Source organism: Nocardia cyriacigeorgica (genome assembly GCF_005863245.1).
GTDB lineage: Bacteria > Actinomycetota > Actinomycetes > Mycobacteriales > Mycobacteriaceae > Nocardia > Nocardia cyriacigeorgica_C.
In genome coordinates this window covers 521,296-541,672 of sequence record NZ_VBUT01000002.1, presented here as the reverse complement: position 1 = coordinate 541,672, position 20,377 = coordinate 521,296, and the positions used below count along the sequence as shown (strand labels likewise).

The following is a 20,377-nucleotide window of genomic DNA, read 5'->3' as shown; positions in this document are numbered from 1 at the left end:
CTCATCCTTCTCGGCCGGGACCGGCCGCGGCGATGTCTTTGTCCGCCGACACCGAACCGATCATCTCCAGCAGTTCGCTGTGCACGCCCGGCGCGGCGGCCAGCACCGAACCCGATTCGATATGCCACGGTTCACCGGCCAGATCGGTCACCACTCCCCCGGCCGCGCGCACCAGCGCCACCCCGGCCGCGTTGTCCCACGGGTGATGACCGAACACGATGGCCCCGCCCAGCGCACCGGAGGCGGTGAAGGCCAGGTCGATGCCGGTGGAGCCGTGCATCCGCACCCGCGACGACAGCCTGCTCAGCGCGCCGAGCAGATCGAACCGGAAGCGGCCGGGGATGCGCCCGCGCGAATCGAGGTTGAACGCGCCGAAACCGATCATCGCCTCGGCCAGGGTTCCGGTCGGCAGCGGCGGCAGCGGCACGCCGTCGAGCAGCACCGGGCCGCCGACGACGGCGGCGTAGCGGCGCCCGAGCACCGGCAGCCAGGTCAGGCCCAGCACCGGTTCCCCGTCCCGGACCAGCGCCAGCAGCATGCCCGAGAGCGGATGCCCGGACGAGTAATTGAAGGTGCCGTCGATGGGGTCGAGCACCCACGCGGTGCCGCTGGTCAGCTGCGGGCCACCGAATTCCTCGCCGTGCACCTCGATTCCGGTGAGCTGATGCAGCCGCGCGGAGATGGTGCGTTCCAGTTCCAGATCGAGTTCGGTGGCGAAATCGTTGTGGCCCTTGTCGACCGCGCTCGGCGCGCCGAGGCCGTCGACGAAACGCACCGCGGCCGCGTCGAGCACCTCGGCGGCGATGGGCAGCAGTGTGGCGGGATCGGGATTCGGGACGGTCATGTCGGTGGGGTCAGCGCACCGCGGCGAGCGCCTCGGGCAGCGTGAACCGGCCCGCGTAGAGCGCCTTGCCGACGATCGAGCCCTCCACCCCGTCCGGCACCAGCTCGGCGATAGCGATCAGATCATCGATGGTCGACACCCCGCCGGAGGCGATGACCGGGGCGTCGGTGGCGGCGCACACCTCGCGCAGCAGATCCAGGTTGGGGCCGGTCAGCGTGCCGTCCTTGGTGACATCGGTGACGACGTAGCGCGAGCAGCCGTCGCGTTCCAGCCGCTCGAGCACCTCCCACAGGTCGCCGCCGTCGCTGACCCAGCCGCGCCCGCGCAGCCGGTACTCACCGTCGATGATCCGCACATCCAGCCCGACCGCGACCCGCTCGCCGTATTCGGCGATCGCGCGAGCACACCACACCGGGTCTTCCAGCGCGGCGGTGCCGAGGTTGACTCGCGCGCAGCCGGTGGCCATCGCGGCCTTCAGCGATTCGTCGTCGCGGATGCCGCCGGACAGCTCCACCTTCACATCGAGTTCGCCGACCACCTCGGCCAGCAGTTCCCGATTGGAGCCGCGTCCGAAGGCCGCGTCCAGATCCACCAGATGCACCCATTCGGCGCCGGCGTCCTGCCAGGCGAGCGCAGCCTCACGGGGCGAACCGTAGCTGGTCTCGCTCCCGGCCTCCCCCTGTACCAGGCGCACGGCCTCTCCATTGGCGACATCGACGGCGGGCAGCAGCACAAGACTCACTCCGTACAGCCTAGTAGCTCACCTCCGGCAACCATGCCCCGGGCCTGCGGTGACGATGCCCGTGTGGCGCTGCGCTGCCCGCGTCGAATCCGGGTCGCGCGGCCCGGAGCCGGAGTCAGCCTTGCCCGTCCCCCCTGTGCGGCGCGACCAGGCCGGATTCGTAGGCCAGGATCACCAGCTGGGCGCGGTCGCGGGCGCGCAGTTTCATCATCGCCCGATTGATGTGGGTTTTCGCGGTCAGCGGGCTGATCACCAGGCGCTCGGCGATCTGTTGATTGGACAGTCCCCGTGCGACAAGCACGACGGCTTCGCGTTCTCGCTGGGTCAGTTCGTCCAGCCCGGCGGTGACGGGCCGGACCGGGCCGCCGGCCACGTAGCGGTCGATCAATCGTCGGGTGATCGAGGGCGCCAGCAGCGCATCACCGCGGGCGGCGACCCGCACCGCGTGCAGGAAGTCCTCTGGTTCGATGTCCTTGACCAGGAATCCGGCGGCCCCGGCTCGCAACGCCTGGAAGACGTACTCGTCGAGGCCGTAGTTGGTCAGGATGACGACGTGCACCCCGGCCAGCTCCGGGTCCGCCGCGATGCGCCTGGTCGCCTCGATGCCGTCGAGGACCGGCATCTGGATATCGATCAGCGCGATGTCGGGTCGATGCCGGCGAGCCAGCGCCAGTCCCGCGCTCCCGTCGCCGGCCTCGGCGACCACCTCGATATCGTCCTCGAGGTCGAGCAGCGCACGGAATCCGCTGCGGATGAGCGGCTGATCGTCGACCAGCAGGACCCGGATCATGGTCGCTCCACCGGGAGTTCGGCGCACACGGAGAATCCGCCGTCGTCGCGTGGCGCGGCGCGCAGGCGTCCGCCGAGGGCGGTGATTCGTTCACGCATCCCGAGCAGTCCGACGCCGGGGACCGGACTGCTGCCGGGAACCGCGGTGCCGTCGTCATCGACCCGGATGACGAGGGCGTCGGGCCGGTAGTCGATACGCACCGACACCGTGTCCGCGGCGGCATGGCGGGCGACATTGGTCAGCGACTCCTGCACGATCCGGTAGCCGGTCCGGTCGACCGCGGCGGGCAGGTCGTGGCGTTCACCGTCGACGGTGAGCGTCACGACCAGTCCGCTCGTGCGCGCCTTGTATATCAGATCAGGCACTTCGGCGAGACCGTGCGGCGGGGCTGTGCCGTCATCGCGCAGCGCCTCGAGGGTCGCCCGCAATTCCCTGGCCGCTTCCCGCCCCGCGTCCCGGATCGCCAGCAGTGCCTGCGGAACGTCCTCACCGTGTTTGCGGGCGACGTGCACCGCGGCCTCGGATTGCACCTTGATGACCGAGATCTGGTGGGTGAGCGAATCGTGCAGTTCGCGCGCGATGTGCAGGCGCTCCTCGTCGGCGCGGCGGCGCGCGGCCTGCTCGCGGGTGCGTTCGGCCTCGTCAGCGCGCCGCTCGGCTTGCCGCAACGCTTCCCCGGCGGCGCCCGCCGCGAGCAGCCAGGCCAGTTCGAGCGCGCCGCGGGCCTGCGCGAACGCGGCGCCGACATCGCGCAACTCGACCAGGGCCGCGACCTGGAACGCGATGAGCAGCAGTAGCGACGCGGCCACGGTGAGCGCGCGGTGCCCGGCCCGCATCGCGGCGTAGACCGCGAACAGGAACGCCACCGCGGGTATCTCGAAGGCGATGGCGCGGTATCCGAGAGCGCACAGCCCGGTCACGGCCAGCACCGCCACCGGCGACCGCCGGCTCGCGGCCAGCGCCAGGCCGCTACCCGCCAGCAAGAGATAGCCCAGCGGAACGAGCGCGCCGCCGGGCTGCTGGCCGGACAGCCCGCCGACGACCAGGATCACCGCCACCGCGGCGGCGATCACCGCGTCACCCAGCAATCCCCTGGTCATGGATGAACCCTAGCGGGCCATGCGCGGCGGCAAATCCGCTACTCGGGTGATTCCGCACTACTGCGGACGCAGTAGATCATCGGCGCCGCACCGCCCTCGCGGTACTCGCCTACTGCCGTTCGCGCATGGTGAATTGCCTGCTCCCGCACGATGTTCGGCCGTGGCGGCGAGACGCATGATCGGAACTCGAGGATCGTCGAAGGAGCCACTCATGTCTGTTCGTACTGTGCCCGCACTCAGGTCAGCTCGCGCTCTGCCCGCACCCACGTCGGCTCCCGCTCTGCCACCACTCACGTCTGTTCGAGCTCTGCTCGTATCCGCGGCAGCCGTGGTGTTCACCGTGTTCGCTGTCGCGCCCGCGGCGGCCGCGGTACACCACGTCGCCGCGCCGACCGGGATGACCTCCGGGCGGCTGGGCCCCACGCTGACCGCGCTGGTCGGGTTGGTCGGCGTCATCGCGGGCAGCCTGGCGCTGGCCCGCGCACGGCGCGGCAAGGCCGGGAACCGAGCAGGCACCGTCGCACTGACGACGGGAACGATCGCCGTGCCGGCGGGCGCCTGGTTCGCCGTCACCGCGAACGGCGGTCCCGGCACCGGCAACGGCATCGTCGGGGCCTGGATCGCCATCGCGCTCGGTCTCATCGGCGCGGCGCTCGGCGGCGTGTCCCTTGCCCGCACCCGGGCCGCTGCCGGCACGGCGCCGTGATCGGTCGTCACAGTGGCGCACCCGCCCCTTCGCGTCGGATAGCGGGCACACCCGCGCGAGCGGTGTCCCTCGCGTGGCAATCAGCACCCGCGACACAGGCCCATGCACCGGCACCGGGAGCGACACGGCCCCGGCGCGGGCAGCAGGGGCGACACGGCCCCGGCATCGATTACAGCGCGGCCACGATGTCGTCGGCTGCCGTAGCGAGCACCCGCGCCCGGTAGCACAGCAGTGCCGCGACGACCGCACAGACCGCGGTGATTCCGGCCGCGAGGATCCGGAAGCCCTGCCCGATCAGGAATTCCGTCGCCGCCTGCTCGATCTCGGCGAGGGTGTGCTGGTCGCGGTCGTCGAACAGGATCGACGCCCGCGGCCACTGGTACAGCACCGACAGCAGGAACTGCCCGCTGATCAGCGATGCCAGCGACGCGACCATCCAGCCGCGGGCGAGGCGGTAGCGCACCGCGACGGCGCACGCGATCAGTGCCGTCAGGGTCAGTACGCCGCCCATCGGCCGCATCACGTCGCCGACGGCGACGACACTCATGAACTCCTCGGTCTGCGCCAGCGACTGCGGCACATCACGAAAGATGTTCGGGTACAACAGGACTGTCTCGACCACGGTGGTCGCGAACGCGAAACTCGCGACGACCGCGTACGCCCCGATCATGGCCGACGCTGCTGTGACGGGCCTCATGGCACTCACGCTAGATCGGTTGGCCGGGCAACCGAATCCGGGAGCGCCCCTGGGATTCCCCGCGCCCGGCTCAGGGTTGTCCCCGACTCTGGTCCCTATGGCGCCACCGCGCGCCCGCGAGCCTGGCATCATCGCCGACATATCCGAGGACCGCCGCCAGAACTCGACGGGGGCTCGGCTGTCGAGGCCATGGCGCACCCGCCGCTACCCGCCATCCACAGTGGACGCTCGAGGACCGCCGAGGACCGGGACCGCGGGATCGCCGACCGCATCAAGAACCGGTCGGTCCCCCGTCGACCTACAGCGACTGCACCCAGTTCCGCAGCAGATGCGCCCCCGCATCCCCGGACTTCTCCGGATGGAACTGCGTCGCCGACAACGCGCCGTTCTCCACCGCGGCGAGGAACTTGGTCCCGTGTTCGGCCCACGTCAGCTTGGGTGCGGCGATGTGATCGCCCGGCGGCAGGTCCCACTGCTGGGCAGCGTAGGAGTGCACGAAGTAGAAGCGGGTGTCGGCGTCCATGCCGGCGAACAGCACGCTGTCGGCGGGAGCCTCGACGGTGTTCCAGCCCATATGCGGGAGCACGGGGGCGTCGAGGCGGGCGACCGTGCCGGGCCATTCGCCGCAGCCCTCGGTCTCCACATCGAACTCCACGCCGCGGTCGAACATGATCTGCATGCCGACGCAGATGCCGAGCACCGGCCGTCCTCCGGCCAGGCGCTGGCCGATGATGCGTTCCCCGCGCACCGCGCGCAGCCCGGCCATGCAGGCCGCGAACGCGCCGACGCCGGGCACCACCAGGCCGTCGGCGGCCAGTGCGGCCTTCGGGTCGGCGGTCACCTCCACCTGGGCGCCGGCCCGCACCAGCGCGCGTTCGGCCGAATGCAGATTGCCGGAGCCGTAATCCAGCAACACCACCGAGGTTGTCACAGCGCCCCCTTCGTCGACGGGACGCCGCTGACCCGCGGATCGGGTTCGACGGCGGCGCGCAGAGCCCGCGCCACCGCCTTGAATTCGGCCTCGGTGACATGGTGCTGGTCGCGCCCGTACAGCACCCGCACGTGCAGGGCGATGCGCGCGTTGAGCGCGATGGATTCGAAGACGTGCCGGTTGAGCACCGTCGAATAGGGCGCGCCCGGCTCGCCGCGCCCGCGCACCGGCGATCCCGGGATCACCGCGTGCAGCAGGTGGTCGGGCTCGCCGACGTGTACGCAGTAGGGCCGCCCGGAGACGTCGACGGCGGCGTGGGCGAGGGTTTCGTCCATCGGGATGTAGGCGTCGCCGAAGCGGCGGATGCCCTTCTTGTCGCCGAGCGCCTGGCCGAGGGCTTGCCCGAACACGATCGCGGTGTCCTCCACGGTGTGGTGGGCCTCGATCTCGATGTCACCGTCCGCGCGCACGGTCAGGTCGAAGCTGGCGTGCGCGCCGAGCGCGGTCAGCATGTGGTCGTAGAACGGGACACCGGTGGAGATGTCGGTGTGGCCGGTGCCGTCGAGGTTCAGCTCGACGACGATGCTCGACTCCTTGGTGGTGCGCTCCACCCGCGCGGTTCGGTTCATGCTCGCTTCCGTACTCATCGGGCGGACCCGGTGGTCAGTTCGGTGCCGGCCAGTTTCGCGCTGACCCGCAGGAATTCGTCGTTCTCGGCGGCCAGGCCGATGGTGGTGCGCAGGAAGCCGGGGATGCCGACGTCGCGGATGAGCACACCCTCGTCCAGGTAGTGCTGCCAGGCGCGTGGTGCGTCGGCGAAGCGCCCGAACAGCAGGAAGTTGGCGTCGCTGGGCACCACCTCGAAGCCGAGCGCGGCCAGTTCGGCGGCCACCCGGTCGCGCTGGGCGGCCAATTCCGCGACGCTGCCGAGGGTTTCGTCGGCGTGGCGCAGGGCCGCGCGCGCGGCGGCCTGGGTGACCACCGACAGGTGGTAGGGCAACCGCACCAGCAGCAGCGCGTCGATCACCGCGGGCGCGGCCACCAGATAGCCCAGCCGTCCGCCGGCGAAGGCGAAGGCCTTGCTCATGGTGCGGCTGACCACGAGCTTGGTGGGGTAGTCGTCGATCAGCCCGATGGCGCTGGGCTGGGCGGAGAACTCGCCATAGGCCTCGTCCACGATGACGATGCCGGGTGCCGCGTCCAGGATCCGCGCCAGCTCCGCCGACGGCACGCTGTGCCCGGTAGGGTTGTTCGGGCTGGTCACGAACACCACGTCGGGCCCGCGCTCGGCGATGGCGGCCAGCGCGGCGTCGATATCGAGGGAGAAGTCCGCGGCACGCCGCGCTTCGATCCATTCGGTGTCGATGCCCTCGGAGATGATCGGGTGCATCGAATACGACGGCACGAAACCGAGGGCGCTGCGTCCCGGCCCGCCGAAGGCCTGCAACAGCTGTTGCAGGATCTCGTTGGAGCCGTTGGCCGCCCACACATTGCTCGCATCGACCGCGATGCCGGTCTGCCTGGTCAGGTAGGCGGCCAGGTCGGTGCGCAGGGCGACGGCGTCGCGGTCGGGGTAGCGGTGCAGGTCGGCGGCGGCGGCGCGAATCGCTTCGGCGACGTCGTCGATGAGGGCGCGGCTGGGTGGGTGCGGGTTCTCGTTGGTGTTGAGCTGCACCGGCACCGTCAGCTGCGGCGCGCCGTAGGGGCTTTTGCCGCGCAGGTTCTCCCGCAGCGGCAGATCCGCCAGTCCGATGCGCGCACCGGGCACCGCGCTCACGACAGGGCCTCGAACCGCGCCCGCACGGCCTGGCCGTGCGCGGGCAGATCCTCGGCGTTGGCGAGTGCCACCACGTGACCGGCGACGTCCTTCAACGCCGCCTCGGTGTACTCCACGACGTGGATGCCGCGCAGGAACGTCTGCACGCTCAGGCCCGAGGAGTGCCGTGCGCAGCCCGCCGTGGGCAGCACGTGGTTGGAGCCGGCGCAGTAATCACCCAGGCTGACCGGGGCGTACGCGCCGACGAACACCGCGCCCGCGCTGCGTACCCGCGCGGCGACGGCGGGGGCGTCGGCGGTCTGGATCTCGAGGTGTTCGGCGGCGTAGGCGTTGACCACGCGCAGGCCCTGCTCGATATCGTCGACCAGCACCGCGCCGGACTGGGTGCCGGTGAGCGCCTCGGTGACCCGGTGCGCGTGCTTGACCACCGTCAGCTGCGCGGTGAGCGCGGCATCGACGGCGTCGGCGAGTGCGACGCTGTCGGTGACCAGCACGCTGGCGGCGAGCACATCGTGTTCGGCCTGGCTGATCAGATCCGCGGCCACATGCGCCGGGTCGGCGGTGGCGTCGGCGAGGATGGCGATCTCGGTGGGGCCCGCTTCGGCGTCGATGCCCACCAGGCCGCGGCACAGCCGCTTGGCGGCGGTGACGAAGATATTGCCGGGACCGGTGATCATGTCGACCGGTGCGAGCTGCTCGCCGGTGGTGTCGGTGCCGCCGTAGGTCAGCAAGGCCACGGCCTGCGCGCCGCCGACCGCCCACACCTCGTCGACGCCGAGCAGCCGGGCCGCCGCCAGGATGGTCGGATGCGGCAGTCCGCCGAACTGTGCCTGCGGCGGCGAAGCCACGACCAGCGATTCCACGCCCGCGGCCTGCGCCGGGACCACGTTCATTACGACGCTGGACGGGTAGACGGCATTGCCGCCCGGCACATACAGCCCGACCCGTTCCACCGGAACCCACCGCTCGGTGACGGTGCCGCCGGGCACCACCTCGGTGACGGTGTCGGTGCGCCGCTGATCGGCGTGCACGGTCCTGGTGCGTTCGATGGCGACCTCGAGCGCGGCCCGAACAGCCGGGTCGAGGTTGTCCAGCGCGGCGCTCAGCTCCGCCTCGGGCACCCGGACCGCGGGCGGGACGACGCCGTCGAACTTCTCGCTGAATTCCTGCGCCGCGGCCACGCCACGGTCGCGGATCGCCTCGACCACCGGCCGCACCTGATGCAGCACCGAGTCCACGTCGACTCCCCCGCGCGGCAGCGCGGTGCGCAGCTCGGCAGCGGAGGGAGTACGACCGCGCAAATCGACGCGGGCGAGCTCGATGCGGGATGTCATATCGGTGTCGATCCTTGTCTCCAGCGGGTTCGCAACGGGAAAGTTGCGTCTACCAGCCTAATGGGCGGACGCCACCGGTTATGCGTGCGGTCTGCCACGCGCGGGCGCGCGCGGGCGCCCGGGCGCCTTATCGGCCTGCTCAGGCGCAGCGGCGGCGCAGTTCGGCGAGCCCGTCGCCGGTGAGGTCGTCGAGGGCGGCGGTGCGGCCGACCATAGCCAGTGCCAGCGCCTCGCCCGGACCGCGCACCTCCGGCCCGTCACCGGAGGACCACGACACGTCGGTGGCGACGAATCGCAGGCCCTTGGTGCGACGACCGGGCCTGGCGAACGGGTCGGGATGGTTCAGGAGCATGACGAGCCGCTCCTCGGGGATGTCGCGGACGCGGCCGAGCGGGCGCCGCATGTCCTGCTGATGCACCATGAGGTCGGCCAGCAGCAGCCGCGGCGCGAATCGCGACAGCCGACCGGCCCGGTGCTCGAGCGCGTCCACGAGTTCGCCGGTGGACAGCCGCGCCGACGCCCTGACGATCGCGTCGTTGGTCTTGTCCACCGAGCCCAGGCGCTTCGCCGTCACCGCCCCGTAAGCGAGCGGCGAGTAGGTGTCGTACATCAGATGCCCGGCCACATCGCGCACCCGCCACCCCGCACACAGCGACGGCGTCTCCCATTCGGCCTCGGACAGATCCCGCATCTCGATCAGCTGCGCACGCTCCGCAGCGACCATCCCCCGAATACTCATGCGCGCGAGCCTATCCCCGCGAGACCGGGCGGCGGAAGGGTTGCGCGGGCGCTGAGCGGGTTTCCGGTCCGTCGAGCGGGTTCCGCAGGCTCACGCCGTGCCACGGGAAGTGCGTGACGAACCCAACGGGCCTGACTGTCGACGGGCAGCCATCCACCGAAGGGGTTACGCGGGCACACTGCGCCGACGCGGCGCGCCGGAGGTGCGACCTCCCTACCGGGTGTCGCTGTCGATCAGCAACCGTCCCCCACCCGCGTCGATGATGCGCAGGTCGGGGTTCTTGCTCTGCCCGCCGTAGGTGAGTCCGGTGACGCGCATGTCGACCGAGCCGTCGGAGTTGACGCCGTTGGGGGCGTAGATGCGGCCGAAGCTCTGGATGGTGCGGTCGTCGGCGCTCCAGTACTGCCGGAAGCCCTGCTGGTCGGTGTAGACCTTCTGGGCGGCGGGCGTCAGCAGCGACCAGGAGCTCTCCGGATCGCTGTAGAACCGCTCCACCAGCTGCCCTGCGGCACCGATATCGGTGACCTTGCCGCCGACGCTCGGCGTCTGCCCGAGCAGCGGCACCGCCGCCGAGGTGCTCGCGTCGCCGGAGGGCGCGGTGGCCGCCGACGAGGCCGAGGCCTGCGGCGAGGAGTTGTCGTCGGCACTGTTGAACGCGCTCACCAGCAGCGCCGACACCGCAACGACCGCACCCACGAGTGCGCCGATGAGCACGGCGCGCCGTTTGCCCGCGGCCGGTGAGGTGGTGCGTGGCTGGGTGGTGGTGCGCGGATGGGCCGCGGTGTCGGGATGCTCGCGGGCGGGCGCCACCGGACGATGCGCGGCGGTATCCACCGCGACCGAACTGCGCCGCGGCGCGGGCTGACGTTCGGTGGCCGGCCCCGCGGCCGCGGCCCGCGAACGCAGGGCGCGGGTGGCGACCACTTCGGTGGCGCCGTCGCCGTTGCGCCGCCCGTATGCCTCACTGGCCGGGACGAATCCGGCGGGCACCGCGTCCTCACCGGCGTCGGCGAAGGCCGCGAGCTGATCGCGCGCCATCCGCATGGTCGGGCGGTCCTCGGGCTGCGGGCTCAGCAGCTGGAGCAGGAAATCGGTTGCGGGACCGGCATTGCGCGGCTCGCTGACCTGACCGTTGGCCGCCGCGTACAGCACCGCCAGCGGATTCGAGCTTGCGCCGTAAGGCGGTTCGCCTTCGAGGGCGTGAAAGAGGGTGGCGCCGAGGGCGAAAACATCGGCGGCGGGTGTCGGGTCGGCGCCGCGCGCCACCTCCGGCGCGAGATAGGCGGCGGTACCGCAGATCAGGCCGGTTTCGGTGAGCGTCACATCGCCTGCGGCGCGGGAGATGCCGAAGTCGGTGATCTTCACGGTGCCGTGGTCGTCGAGCAGCACATTGCCGGGTTTGACGTCGCGGTGCACGATTCCGGCCTGATGCGCCGCGATCAGCGCCGAGGCGACCTGTTCACCGATGCGCGCGACCTGGTTCAACGGCACCGCGCCCTGCGCCGAGAGCACCTGCGCGAGGCTGCGCGATTTCAGGTATTCCATCACCAGGCACGGGTCGCCGTTGTGTTCGGTGATGTCGAAGACGACGATCGCGTTCGGATGCTGGAACCGCGCGGCGTTGCGCGCTTCCCGGATGGCCCGTTGCCGCAGCACATCGCGTTCCGCCTCGGGCAGACTGGGTTTGATGTGGATCTGCTTGACCGCGACCGATCGCTGCAAGCGCTCGTCGATGGCACGCCAAACTACGCCTGTGCCGCCGCTACCAATCCGCTCGACCAGGCGGTAATGCTCCGCGATCAACTGACCGGTATCGATGGCGCCTACTCCGAACCTTCTCGAAATGTGACAAATCGCGTAACTGACCGCTCGCGCGTTCGGGACGAGTGTAGCGGGCGTGCGGGCCGCACCGGCCACTGATACACCCCTCGACCCGCCTTCGGCGTCCGCCGCTACCCCGCCACCTGCGGGCACGGTGCGCGCGGCGTGCCGGACGGGTCCGAACTCGGGCCGACACGCCGTGCGACTCGCCGAGAGCGCCGTGCGTTCTCCGCGCGGCGACGCGACCGTCGGCGTCCGCGTTCGCGGTCATCCGCCGGCGTGCGTCGCCGTCATCGTGCGAATGCGCACACTGGTCACCGCCGTCGTCGCGGTTCGCCACCGCATTCGTGGCCGCCCGGACCGGCCGGTCGCACACCGGACGGCGCTGTGCCCGGCGCCCACGGTGTCCCCGGCGCGGCGCAGGACAGCCGCACGAGCGGGCCGCCGATCGCGAGGCCGACCGGCTCGGCCCTGGTCAGCGACTCGCCCGCAGCATGCGTCCCGCGGCCTCCACGGCGGGCGCCGAACTTCCCGCGTCCGCCACGAACACCGCGAATGCCAGGTCGCCGTCGATGCCGACGAACCAGCCGTGGGCATTCGAGTTGTCGCCGTATTCGGCGGTCCCGGTCTTGCCGAGCAGCCCGGGGATGTCGGCGAGCTGGGTGGCGGTGCCCGCGGTGATCGTTTCGCGCATCATCGTGCGCACCTGCTCGGCCACGCCCGCCGGCAGCGGTTGCGGCGTCCGGTCCGCGACGCCTGGCGCACCGGCGACCAGCATCGGCGCCGGCGGGCTTCCGTGCGCGAGCGAGGCCGCGACCAGGGCCATCCCGAACGGCGACGCGGTGACGGTGCCCTGGCCGATACTCGATTCGACCCGTTCGGCCGGGGTGTTCGCGGGCGGCACCGAGCCGGTGACGGTGGTGAGGCCAGGAGTGACGTAGTCGATGCCGAGACCCAGTTGTGCGGCGGTATCGGTGAGCGCGTTCGGCGGCAGGTTCACCGCGAGCCTGGCCATGGTGGTGTTGCAGGAGCGAGCGAAGGCGGTGTGCAGCGGCACCTCGCCCAGGTCGAAGCTGTCGTCGTTGGGGATGCGGCGGCCTTCGATATTCGCCTCACCCGGGCAGGGCAGCACGGTGTCCGGGGTGACGGCGCCGTCCGCGAGCGCCGCCGAGGCCGTCACCGTCTTGAAGGTCGAACCGGGTGGGTAGAGCCCGGTCAGCGCGATCGGGCCCTGCGCGTCGGCGGCCTCGTTCTGGGCGACGGCCACCACCTTGCCGGTCGAGGGTTGCAGTGCCACGATCGCCGCCGGTTGGGTCAGCGGTGTCAGCGCGTCCTCGGCGGCATGTTGCAGGTCGATGTCGAGGGTGGTGGTGATGTCGGCGGTCGGCTGTGGGTCCTGGCCCGCGATGCGTTCGGTGCCCTGCGGGGTCCGGGCGCGCACGGCCCAGCCCGCGGCCTCGTCGGCGCGCTGCTGCCACAGTTCGTTCAGTCCGGACAGTGTCGGCGCGGCCAGCGATTTATCGGTGGTCAGCAGCCGGGTCTGCGGTGCGAGGGTGACGCCGGGGACGGCGGCCAGCGCCTCCTGAATCGGTGCGATATCGCTGGCGCGCAAGCTGATCGGCGTGATGGGTTTGCCCTCCGCGGCCGCCAGATCGGCGTCCAGCGATGCGGCGGTGATGGTGGGCGCCACCGGGGCGAGCACGGCGGCCAGCGCTGCGGTGTCGGCGCCCTGCGCGACATCGACCAGGGTGACCACCTGTTCGGTCATGAGTTCCCCGCCGCTGGCGTCCAGCACCCGCGCGGGTTCCGGATACACCGGCGCGTAGCTCAGCGGCCCCTTGTCCAGACCGGGCGCGACGGTCGCCGGGTTCCAGTGGATCGTCCAGTCGTCACCGGATTCGGCGGCCGTGCCGGTGGTGGTGTAGGTCCACTCGTGCTGGCCGTCCTTGCCGAGTTTCCAGGTCGCGGCGAGGGTGAACCGGTCGTCATCGGCATTCTCGACCCGGAACACGACCTCCGACCCCAGCCCCTCGTACAGTCCCCGCAGCGCGTCCCCCGCCTGCGCCGGATTATCGGTCAGCGCGGCCGCCGCAGGCAGATCGTCCCTGTTCAGGGCCTCGGCGAACTCACCTGCCACGGTGTCGGGCTGTTCCGGCCCCGACGAACACCCCGCGGCGAACAATGCGACGGCGGCCAGTACCACGAAGACTTTCCGATCGGTGCGCACCCGCCCGAGGGTAGCGAGGTGCATGCGATCCGACCGGCCGCTCGGTCACCCGGCGCGCCGAGTGCCGCGCGGGCCGATCGTCACCGGTTCGTCTCATTCCTGCGCGGTCCAGGGCGCGGAGATCACCGCTTTCGCGTCTTCCTCGGTGAGGTCGATATCGAAGACGTCGGTCAACACCGTGGGCAAGTCTGCGAGTTCCATGTCACGGGTTTCGCTGGTGCCGTCGGGGTATTCGGTGATCCAGGTCGCGCCGTCGAGGATGTGGTGGGCGCCGGTGTGGAAGCGTTGCACGAAGGGGCGCTGGGTGAACGGGGAGCGCGGTGAGGTCGAGACGAAATGGTTGCCGACCTCGAAGTCGATGCGGTACTGCGGGTTCAGCGTGAAGGTGTAGCGGTCGACCCAGCCGTCGCGGGCGAAGTGGTGCAGCGTCCACAGATCGCTGTCGAGTTCGCCTGCGCCGTGCTCGAGGCGGTACTTCCATTCACCCAGGATGAATTCGCCGCCGGAGTCGGCGAGTTCGTACGGCTCGGCAGGCCCGGCGCCGAATCCGACGTCGACGATCCACACCCGGTCGTCGTCATCGGTGATGACGCGTAGTAGCGCGTGTGTCGCCGGGCGTAGCCCGCCCGAGCCCATCGTCACCCGGCCGCTGAGCCCGGTGACCCCGAACCCGAGCCGTTCCAGTGCCGCCGCGAACAGCCCGACGTTCTCGTAGCAGTATCCGCCGCGCCGTCGCCGCACCAGCTTGTCCTGCAACGACTCCACATCCAGCGGCACCGGGCGGCCGAGGACGGCCTCGAGGTTCTCGAATGGGATCGAGGTGGTGTGCGCGGCCACCAGCGCCCGCAGCGCGGCGACGGTGGGTGCGCGCTCGCCGTCATAACCGATCCTGGCCAGATACGCGTCCAGATCGATCTCTGCGCCGTTCCAGTGGTAGGCCGGGTCCGCGGGCTTGCTCATCGATGTCCTCGATTCGTTGTCGTGTCGTCTCGGACAACCACACCGTGCCCGCACGTGTTCCGGTGCGCTCGGGCTCGGTGGACATCGGTCCCGCGCGGTGGTCGGTCAGCGATGAGCACGGGGACCGCAGAGTGATTGCCGTCACATTGCCCTTCTGTCGGGAACCGGACGCGCGCGTCTGCGTCCAAGTCGTTGTAGGACAACCACATTCGAGTGAGGATCACATTATGAGGCTTCGGACCGCGAGCGTCCTGGTCGCCGCAGCGATCGCCGGATTCGGCGTCATCGGCGCCGGGTCGGCCATCGCCGCGCCCGCCGGCACCGCGCCGGTGACGCTGGCAGGCGTCCCGGGTGACGGCTGCCCGCCCCCGCCGCTGGGCCCCGACGGCCGCCCGCTGCCGCCCCCGATCGGCCCCGACGGCAAGCCGCTGCCGCCGCCGATCGGCGCCGACGGCAGGCCGTGCCCGCCGCCGACCGGCCCCGACGGTCACCCGCCGCAGCCGCCGGCCGACCGCTGAGGTTCGCTCGTATCGCGTGCCCGGCCTGCTCCGTCGAGTAGGCCGGGGTCACGCAGCACATTTCGCGTCGACCGGCGCCGCAGGGGCGGTGACGACACCCGCCGCCACATCGACGAGGTATTCGCGATCGCCGCCGTCGACGGGTTCGGTGCCCAGCAACAGCCGTTCGACCACGCAGCCGCCTTCGAAGAACGCCGGTCCGATGCTGTGATCACCGGGGACGATGGCGCCGTTCAGGTCGCGGCCGGTGACGATGGTGTACATCGACGTCGGTTTACCCGCCACCAGCAGCGCCGTCCGCATCTGCACGCTCGCCGCGTACGGAACCACCGGGTCGGCGGTCCCGTGGATCAGGAACGCGCGGCGAACTCCCATCCGCCCGGCCAGCAGCGCGGGCGAGCGGTCGGCGTACGCCTGCGGGCACGCCACCGGCGGGCAGCCGCCGGCATCGCGTTCGATCTGCGCGCGCATCCGCGGGTCACCGGCCGCGCCGAGCCAGCGGGTGAACACGTCGGCGGGACCGTAGTTGTCCACCCAGTAGTCGAACAGTCCGTGCGGGCCGTGCGCGGCCGCCAGCCCGCTGACGGTGCCGCCCTGACTCCAGCCCCACAGCACCGTGCGCGCGGTCCCCGGATGCTCGCTCTTGTACCACTGCGTCGCTGCGACCAGATCCCGCCAACCCGCCCACAGATTCCATTCGCCGGTGCGCCACGTGCTGGCGTCGCTTCGCATATCCATGACGAGTACCGGCGTAGCGGTCCGCTGCGCGATCGATGTCAGGTATCCGGCGAAGTCGGCCAAAGAGCCGTCGTGCCCGTGCGCCGCGACCACCAGCCCGCCGCTCGGCCCCGCGCATCCGGTCGGCTCATAGACCCTCCCGGTCGCCGTCTCCCCATCCACCGCCACAGCCACCGGCCGCACCCGCACGACGCATCCGGGCTCCGCATTCGCCCCCGGAACGGCCAGGACGGACAGGCACATCCCGGCCACGACCGCCGCCACCCACCCGGAAACCCTTATCCCGCGCTTCATTCGAGGCATCGTGTCATGGGCGGGCCGCAACGCCCGGCACCCGACGCGGGGTGTCGGATTCGGCTGTGCGGGAGAACTTCCCGCGCACTGCCGGTGCCGAACGCCGGCCGCGACGGGTGCGTCGGCGGATCCGATCGGCGGATCCGATCGGCGGCTACGGCGCGGCGGATCCGATCGGCTGCGACGGACCCGGCGAATCAGGCCGTTGCGGGGCGAGGTCGATGGGCCCGGATATCCACCGGCCGCCCATCCGGGTCGCGCGCCGTCATCGTCCATTGCGTCGGCAAGGTTTCGATCTCCCCGACCGGCCACCCGGCACCCACGAGCCGTTCCCGGACCTGCACCAAGCTCTCGTATTCGCCCACTCGCAGCCCCCACCCTGCCCGGCCGAGCGGATCGAGCTCGGCCGTCGTGCCGCTCTCGGTTTCGACGATCATCAGGTGATCGGCGCTCCCGACATCGATAACCGCGATCCGTGGATCGCCGGCGGTGGCCGCGCGCTCGAAAGCGAGCCGCGCTCCGAGCAATTCGGTGTAGTAGCGCACCAATCGGTCGAGGTCGGTAGTGGACAGCGTGAGGTGATTGATTCCGTACAGATCGGGCATGGTGACCCGAGCCTAGCCCGGGTTACTCCCGTCGGGTTGTAACGCATCGAGGATCAGTGTGAGCCCGAACTCGAACTCGTCGGCGTAGGAGTAGTCCGGTCGCAGGGCGTGGTCGGCGATGAGTTCGGACAGGTGCGGGTAGTCGTCAGCGGGTGCGTCGGACAGGATGCCGGTGGCGATGTCGTCGAGTTCGGCGCGGTCGGTGAACGGCAGGCTCAGTTCTTGCAGCACGAATCCGTAAAGGTAGCTGTCGATCACCGAAAAGGCATGCGCCGCCATCGCTACCGAGAAGCCGGCGGCACGCAGGACGCCGAGCACGGCGTCATGGTGGCGCAGGGTGGCCGGGCCGGGGTGGCTGCGCGAATCCATCAGGCCGACGGCCCAGCGGTGCCGACGCAGCGCCGCGCGAGTGGAGTGGGCGCGCTCGCGCATCGCGGACTTCCAATCCGAGTTCGCGGCGGGCAGGTCGATCTCGGCGAACACCGCGTCGACCATCCCGTCGAGGATGTCCTCGCGCCCGGCCACATGGTTGTACAGCGACATCGCCTCCACACCCAGCCCCGCCGCGACCGCACGCATCGTGACGCCGGCCTCGCCCTTCTCGTCGGCCAGCCGTACCGCGACGGCGATCACCCGTTCCCTGCTCAGCGGCGCCCGGTCCGTTCGCCCGCGCCGGCGCGTGCCCAGCTCGCCCATTCGACTCCTCCACCCTTGACGCACTTACACCGTAAGTCTACCGTGACTTACATCGTAAGTTCACAACGTCAGGAGCGCGGGAACATGAGCACAGACCAGATACGGAAGGTGTGCATCGTCGGCGCCTCGGGCAAACTCGGGCAGTACATGGTCCGGCACGCCCTCGACCGCGGCTACGAAGTCGTCGGCGTCTGCCGCGAGAAGAGCGTGCCGAAACTGGCCGAGGTCGCCGACCGGATCACGATCGTCGCCGGCCCCACCAACGACCGCGAGGTGATCCGGCAGGCGGTCGCCGGATGCGACGGCGTGCTGACGGTGCTGGCGCCGTGGGGCATCCAGCAGTACTCCTCGGGTACCGCTCGAGCCGTCCTCGACTACGCCGAACCCGATGCGCGCCTGATCTTCTCGTGCGGCTGGCACGTCGCCCGCGACGACAACGACACCTACACCTGGCAGTTCAAGACGGTCGTCCGGATCACCACCTGGCTGGCCCGCCTGGTCCGCGCCGTCGAAATCGACGACCAAGTGGAGGCCGCCCGCCACATCTACGCCAGCGACCGCCGCTGGACCCTCGTCCGCGCCAGCGACCTCGAAGAAGGCGAAAGCCAAGGCCTGCCCGTTTGGAGTCCGCACGTCGGCGACCCCATCCTCGCCAGCAACCGCACCCGCCGCACGGACTTCGCCCTCTTCTTGGTCGAAGCCCTCACCGACGACACCCTCATCCACCAGGCCCCCGCCATCGTCGGCCGGCTCTCCCCCAGCGTGCTGGCACACGTCGGCGAGGGGCACCGCTCGAGGCCGCACGACCGTCGACCCTGAACAACCCGCGACAGATCTACGGGCCCGATCCGATCAGCTGCGGCGCAATCATTTCGGTGACGAAGTCGCACACTTTCCGGCAACTTCGCACAGCGACACGCCGTACAACACGCCGGGCGACACAACCGAACTTGTGCGACGTCACCCCATCCGTGCGGCTCGGGTTCGGGTGAGGAAGGCGTCCCAGGCGGTGGGGGTGAAGATGAGGGCTGGGCCGGTGGGGTTTTTGGAGTCTCGGACGGCGACGTGGGCGGTGGGGAGGTGTGCTACTTCGACGCATTCGCCACCCGTTCCACTTCGGACGGATTTGAACCACCGAGCGCCCGATAGATCGACGTTCACGACTTGTGCTCCCTCGCAATCTGCCTCAGCAAACGCTTACTGTCCGGCACCGACAACGCTACTCGTTTGAACGCCTCGTGTGCTCGGCGATACTCGTGGACCATTCGCGGCCGGTCGTAGTAGATGCTCGAGCTCAGCTGTTCGAGGTGGACCACTGACGGCTCACCCACCAGGTCGAGAATCTGGAATGAACCAACGTGCTTGCCATGCGGATACGGCGCTCCGACAGGGAGGACACGCAATTCAACGTTGACAGGAACATCCGCAAGCACTTGGACCTGCTTCGCCATCACGGACCGGCTGCCCACTACCCGCCGCAGTACTGACTCCTCGATGAGGAGATCACATGTGAGCGGGCTCCGCGACCGGTGGAGCGATCGTTGGCGCCTGGCGCGGATCTGGACCTGATCCTCGATCTCCTCAGGCGGTATATCCGCCAACTGACCCAACGCACGGGTGTAGTCAGGTATCTGCAACAGTCCAGGGCACAGCCCAGACTGATACTGGGTCACCTTCGTCGCGTTCGACTCCAAGCTGAGGTACGGCGCGAAGTTCTCGTTGAGTACCTCGGCGTATTGGTGCCACCAGCCCTGATCAGGCTCCCCTGCTTCCTGCGCCAAGCGCACGAGTCCCGGCAGCTTGTCGTCCGCATTACACAGCTCGCAGATCCCTTCCAAATCACTGATCCGGATCGTGTTAGCCGTCCCGGTCTCCAATCTCTGCACTGTCGTCGCTCCGCGCCCCAACAGCCGCGCGAGGTGTTCTATGGAAAGTCCCGCACCCTGGCGGATTTCCCGTAGCTGCCGGCCGAGCTGCCTGCGTGGGATGTTGGTCGGCACCGGCTTGGTGGTCATCGTTCGCCTTCCCCCTCGTGGATGGATTCGCGGTCGATTCGTGGATGGGATTCGGCACCGCCCACGGAGCGTCCTCTCGGGGTCCCGGAAATCTCGTTCGCACACCCCTCGAAAACTGGAATCCGCTGGCAGAGCCGTGTTTTCCTGACGCCGGTCACCAGGGCCGGGCCAGCTGTTCCGGGGGATGTGCCCCCTGCGAAAGCCCCGGAACAGACATCTGCACGATGCCGTGGAGCGCGGGTTGCGGATGGCGATTGCCCCTCGCCCCGGCCCTGGTGGCACCCAACGAATCGTGAGGATGATGTGGACGACGATACACCGGTCGCGCTGGGGCTCATCCGGTTTCGGGACGAGTCGCCGGCCTGCTCACGCTGGGACGACACGCGTATGCGGCGGCTGGCTATTCGGCTCGGCTACCGGCTGCATGAGCCGCTGCTCGTGTTCGGGCCCGGGCTCTCGTTCTGGGAATCCGATACCACCGACGCGATCCGCCGCTATCGCGCCGAAGCGCTGTTCGTGCCCTCGCTCGTCCATCTCGATTACGCGTTCCGCGCGCTCGAGCAGCTGGTCGATGTGATCACGCTGGACCCGTTCCACGTTTATGCCCGCTGGCCGCTGAAGAATCTGGAGACCTTCGAATGATCACCGAATCCATGCTGGAACCGCTGCTCGGCCATGCCCGCCTGCCGGTCATGGACGTGACCACCGCGCATCTGGTGATGCAGAAGCATCGGCATTGCCTCACCACCAACTGCCCGATCCGGCATCAGGCGAAAATCCGTCTGGTGCAGGCGAAGCGGATGGTTCCGGCGGACTGGCCGCACATGTAGGCCCGGGGATGCG

Annotated in this window: 23 protein-coding genes; 5 read left to right on the top strand and 18 right to left on the bottom strand. The window is 70.1% G+C overall.

Annotation, left to right across the window (positions count from 1 at the left end; translation table 11 throughout):
- Position 1: 1 nt before the first annotated feature.
- From FEK34_RS05710 to FEK34_RS05695, 4 genes are all read right to left on the bottom strand, one after another.
- Positions 2-844 carry an inositol monophosphatase family protein gene (locus FEK34_RS05710; RefSeq protein WP_138446771.1) on the bottom strand — a complete coding sequence of 281 codons (843 nt, stop codon included), beginning with the start codon at positions 842-844 and terminating at the stop codon, positions 2-4.
- A gap of 10 nt (positions 845-854) precedes the next feature.
- A complete protein-coding gene (gene priA, locus FEK34_RS05705) occupies positions 855-1,586 on the bottom strand; it encodes a bifunctional 1-(5-phosphoribosyl)-5-((5-phosphoribosylamino)methylideneamino)imidazole-4-carboxamide isomerase/phosphoribosylanthranilate isomerase PriA (RefSeq protein ID WP_138446770.1) in 732 nt (243 codons plus the stop codon).
- Between the two features lie 115 nt (positions 1,587-1,701).
- The gene (locus FEK34_RS05700; RefSeq protein ID WP_138446769.1) at positions 1,702-2,376 is read right to left on the bottom strand and encodes a response regulator; all 675 of its coding nucleotides are present in this window, start codon (positions 2,374-2,376) and stop codon (positions 1,702-1,704) included.
- Positions 2,373-3,476 carry a sensor histidine kinase gene (locus FEK34_RS05695; RefSeq protein ID WP_138446768.1) on the bottom strand — a complete coding sequence of 368 codons (1,104 nt, stop codon included), beginning with the start codon at positions 3,474-3,476 and terminating at the stop codon, positions 2,373-2,375. Before FEK34_RS05695 ends, FEK34_RS05700 begins: the two co-directional genes overlap by 4 nt.
- Before the next feature lie 340 nt (positions 3,477-3,816).
- Here FEK34_RS05695 and FEK34_RS05690 point away from each other — a divergent pair, with 340 nt between their 5' ends.
- Positions 3,817-4,182: a DUF6223 family protein gene (locus FEK34_RS05690; RefSeq protein ID WP_249358803.1), complete on the top strand. Its 366-nt coding sequence runs from the start codon at positions 3,817-3,819 to the stop codon at positions 4,180-4,182.
- A gap of 169 nt (positions 4,183-4,351) precedes the next feature.
- Here FEK34_RS05690 and FEK34_RS05685 read toward each other — a convergent pair whose 3' ends face one another.
- The 9 genes from FEK34_RS05685 to FEK34_RS05645 all read right to left on the bottom strand — a co-directional run bounded on the left by FEK34_RS05685 (position 4,352) and on the right by FEK34_RS05645 (position 14,668).
- The gene (locus FEK34_RS05685) at positions 4,352-4,879 is read right to left on the bottom strand and encodes a hypothetical protein (protein WP_138446767.1); all 528 of its coding nucleotides are present in this window, start codon (positions 4,877-4,879) and stop codon (positions 4,352-4,354) included.
- A gap of 298 nt (positions 4,880-5,177) precedes the next feature.
- Positions 5,178-5,810 (bottom strand): imidazole glycerol phosphate synthase subunit HisH, encoded by a 633-nt coding sequence (hisH, locus tag FEK34_RS05680; RefSeq protein ID WP_138446766.1) that lies wholly within the window; start codon positions 5,808-5,810, stop codon positions 5,178-5,180.
- Positions 5,807-6,439: an imidazoleglycerol-phosphate dehydratase HisB gene (gene hisB, locus FEK34_RS05675; protein ID WP_138446765.1), complete on the bottom strand. Its 633-nt coding sequence runs from the start codon at positions 6,437-6,439 to the stop codon at positions 5,807-5,809. The genes hisH and hisB overlap by 4 nt, the downstream gene beginning before the upstream one ends.
- 14 nt (positions 6,440-6,453) lie before the next feature.
- Positions 6,454-7,587 carry a histidinol-phosphate transaminase gene (locus FEK34_RS05670; protein WP_138446764.1) on the bottom strand — a complete coding sequence of 378 codons (1,134 nt, stop codon included), beginning with the start codon at positions 7,585-7,587 and terminating at the stop codon, positions 6,454-6,456.
- Complete coding sequence (gene hisD, locus FEK34_RS05665; RefSeq protein WP_138446763.1) at positions 7,584-8,921, bottom strand: histidinol dehydrogenase; 1,338 nt, start codon at positions 8,919-8,921, stop codon at positions 7,584-7,586. The genes FEK34_RS05670 and hisD overlap by 4 nt, the downstream gene beginning before the upstream one ends.
- A gap of 139 nt (positions 8,922-9,060) precedes the next feature.
- Entirely contained in the window at positions 9,061-9,660 is a 600-nt protein-coding gene (locus FEK34_RS05660; RefSeq protein WP_249358802.1) for a maleylpyruvate isomerase family mycothiol-dependent enzyme, read from the bottom strand.
- 213 nt (positions 9,661-9,873) lie between these two features.
- Complete coding sequence (locus tag FEK34_RS05655) at positions 9,874-11,463, bottom strand: serine/threonine-protein kinase (protein ID WP_138446762.1); 1,590 nt, start codon at positions 11,461-11,463, stop codon at positions 9,874-9,876.
- 493 nt (positions 11,464-11,956) lie between these two features.
- Positions 11,957-13,732: a penicillin-binding transpeptidase domain-containing protein gene (locus tag FEK34_RS05650; RefSeq protein WP_171048058.1), complete on the bottom strand. Its 1,776-nt coding sequence runs from the start codon at positions 13,730-13,732 to the stop codon at positions 11,957-11,959.
- A 69-nt stretch (positions 13,733-13,801) separates the two neighbouring features.
- On the bottom strand, positions 13,802-14,668 hold the full coding sequence (locus tag FEK34_RS05645) for an arylamine N-acetyltransferase family protein (protein ID WP_138446761.1): 867 nt from the start codon (positions 14,666-14,668) through the stop codon (positions 13,802-13,804).
- A gap of 227 nt (positions 14,669-14,895) precedes the next feature.
- Between FEK34_RS05645 and FEK34_RS05640 the strand changes: the two genes are divergently transcribed.
- Positions 14,896-15,186 (top strand): hypothetical protein, encoded by a 291-nt coding sequence (locus tag FEK34_RS05640; protein WP_138446760.1) that lies wholly within the window; start codon positions 14,896-14,898, stop codon positions 15,184-15,186.
- Positions 15,187-15,234: 48 nt separating this feature from the next.
- Here the strand turns inward: FEK34_RS05640 and FEK34_RS05635 are convergent, their stop codons facing one another.
- From FEK34_RS05635 to FEK34_RS05625, 3 genes are all read right to left on the bottom strand, one after another.
- Complete coding sequence (locus tag FEK34_RS05635) at positions 15,235-16,218, bottom strand: alpha/beta hydrolase family protein (RefSeq protein ID WP_249358801.1); 984 nt, start codon at positions 16,216-16,218, stop codon at positions 15,235-15,237.
- A 197-nt stretch (positions 16,219-16,415) separates the two neighbouring features.
- Positions 16,416-16,823, bottom strand: a complete 408-nt coding sequence (locus FEK34_RS05630) for a VOC family protein (protein WP_138446759.1) — start codon at positions 16,821-16,823, stop codon at positions 16,416-16,418.
- Between the two features lie 12 nt (positions 16,824-16,835).
- On the bottom strand, positions 16,836-17,519 hold the full coding sequence (locus tag FEK34_RS05625) for a TetR/AcrR family transcriptional regulator (RefSeq protein WP_138446758.1): 684 nt from the start codon (positions 17,517-17,519) through the stop codon (positions 16,836-16,838).
- A gap of 84 nt (positions 17,520-17,603) precedes the next feature.
- Between FEK34_RS05625 and FEK34_RS05620 the strand changes: the two genes are divergently transcribed.
- A complete protein-coding gene (locus FEK34_RS05620) occupies positions 17,604-18,338 on the top strand; it encodes an NAD(P)-dependent oxidoreductase (protein ID WP_138446757.1) in 735 nt (244 codons plus the stop codon).
- A 141-nt stretch (positions 18,339-18,479) separates the two neighbouring features.
- On the opposite strand, the gene FEK34_RS05615 is transcribed toward FEK34_RS05620, so the two are convergent.
- Together FEK34_RS05615 and FEK34_RS05610 are read right to left on the bottom strand one after the other, a co-directional pair.
- Positions 18,480-18,680: a DUF397 domain-containing protein gene (locus tag FEK34_RS05615; protein ID WP_138446756.1), complete on the bottom strand. Its 201-nt coding sequence runs from the start codon at positions 18,678-18,680 to the stop codon at positions 18,480-18,482.
- Positions 18,677-19,534: a helix-turn-helix domain-containing protein gene (locus FEK34_RS05610; RefSeq protein ID WP_138446755.1), complete on the bottom strand. Its 858-nt coding sequence runs from the start codon at positions 19,532-19,534 to the stop codon at positions 18,677-18,679. Before FEK34_RS05610 ends, FEK34_RS05615 begins: the two co-directional genes overlap by 4 nt.
- Positions 19,535-19,837: 303 nt before the next feature.
- Here FEK34_RS05610 and FEK34_RS05605 point away from each other — a divergent pair, with 303 nt between their 5' ends.
- Positions 19,838-20,176 (top strand): hypothetical protein, encoded by a 339-nt coding sequence (locus FEK34_RS05605; RefSeq protein WP_138446754.1) that lies wholly within the window; start codon positions 19,838-19,840, stop codon positions 20,174-20,176.
- Positions 20,173-20,364 carry a hypothetical protein gene (locus tag FEK34_RS05600; RefSeq protein WP_036535642.1) on the top strand — a complete coding sequence of 64 codons (192 nt, stop codon included), beginning with the start codon at positions 20,173-20,175 and terminating at the stop codon, positions 20,362-20,364. Before FEK34_RS05605 ends, FEK34_RS05600 begins: the two co-directional genes overlap by 4 nt.
- Positions 20,365-20,377 lie beyond the last annotated feature (13 nt).

Bases quoted from the DNA above. Each gene is read 5' to 3' on its own strand.
- FEK34_RS05710 (WP_138446771.1), bottom strand. From the start codon at position 844: ATGACCGTCCCGAATCCCGATCCCGCCACACTGCTGCCCATCGCCGCC.
- FEK34_RS05700 (WP_138446769.1), bottom strand. From the start codon at position 2,376: ATGATCCGGGTCCTGCTGGTCGACGATCAGCCGCTCATCCGCAGCGGA.
- FEK34_RS05695 (WP_138446768.1), bottom strand. From the start codon at position 3,476: ATGACCAGGGGATTGCTGGGTGACGCGGTGATCGCCGCCGCGGTGGCG.
- FEK34_RS05685 (WP_138446767.1), bottom strand. From the start codon at position 4,879: ATGAGGCCCGTCACAGCAGCGTCGGCCATGATCGGGGCGTACGCGGTC.
- hisB (WP_138446765.1), bottom strand. From the start codon at position 6,439: ATGAACCGAACCGCGCGGGTGGAGCGCACCACCAAGGAGTCGAGCATC.
- hisD (WP_138446763.1), bottom strand. From the start codon at position 8,921: ATGACATCCCGCATCGAGCTCGCCCGCGTCGATTTGCGCGGTCGTACT.
- FEK34_RS05660 (WP_249358802.1), bottom strand. From the start codon at position 9,660: ATGAGTATTCGGGGGATGGTCGCTGCGGAGCGTGCGCAGCTGATCGAG.
- FEK34_RS05650 (WP_171048058.1), bottom strand. From the start codon at position 13,732: ATGCACCTCGCTACCCTCGGGCGGGTGCGCACCGATCGGAAAGTCTTC.
- FEK34_RS05645 (WP_138446761.1), bottom strand. From the start codon at position 14,668: ATGAGCAAGCCCGCGGACCCGGCCTACCACTGGAACGGCGCAGAGATC.
- FEK34_RS05640 (WP_138446760.1), top strand. From the start codon at position 14,896: ATGAGGCTTCGGACCGCGAGCGTCCTGGTCGCCGCAGCGATCGCCGGA.
- FEK34_RS05635 (WP_249358801.1), bottom strand. From the start codon at position 16,218: ATGAAGCGCGGGATAAGGGTTTCCGGGTGGGTGGCGGCGGTCGTGGCC.
- FEK34_RS05630 (WP_138446759.1), bottom strand. From the start codon at position 16,823: ATGCCCGATCTGTACGGAATCAATCACCTCACGCTGTCCACTACCGAC.
- FEK34_RS05625 (WP_138446758.1), bottom strand. From the start codon at position 17,519: ATGGGCGAGCTGGGCACGCGCCGGCGCGGGCGAACGGACCGGGCGCCG.
- FEK34_RS05620 (WP_138446757.1), top strand. From the start codon at position 17,604: ATGAGCACAGACCAGATACGGAAGGTGTGCATCGTCGGCGCCTCGGGC.
- FEK34_RS05610 (WP_138446755.1), bottom strand. From the start codon at position 19,534: ATGACCACCAAGCCGGTGCCGACCAACATCCCACGCAGGCAGCTCGGC.
- FEK34_RS05600 (WP_036535642.1), top strand. From the start codon at position 20,173: ATGATCACCGAATCCATGCTGGAACCGCTGCTCGGCCATGCCCGCCTG.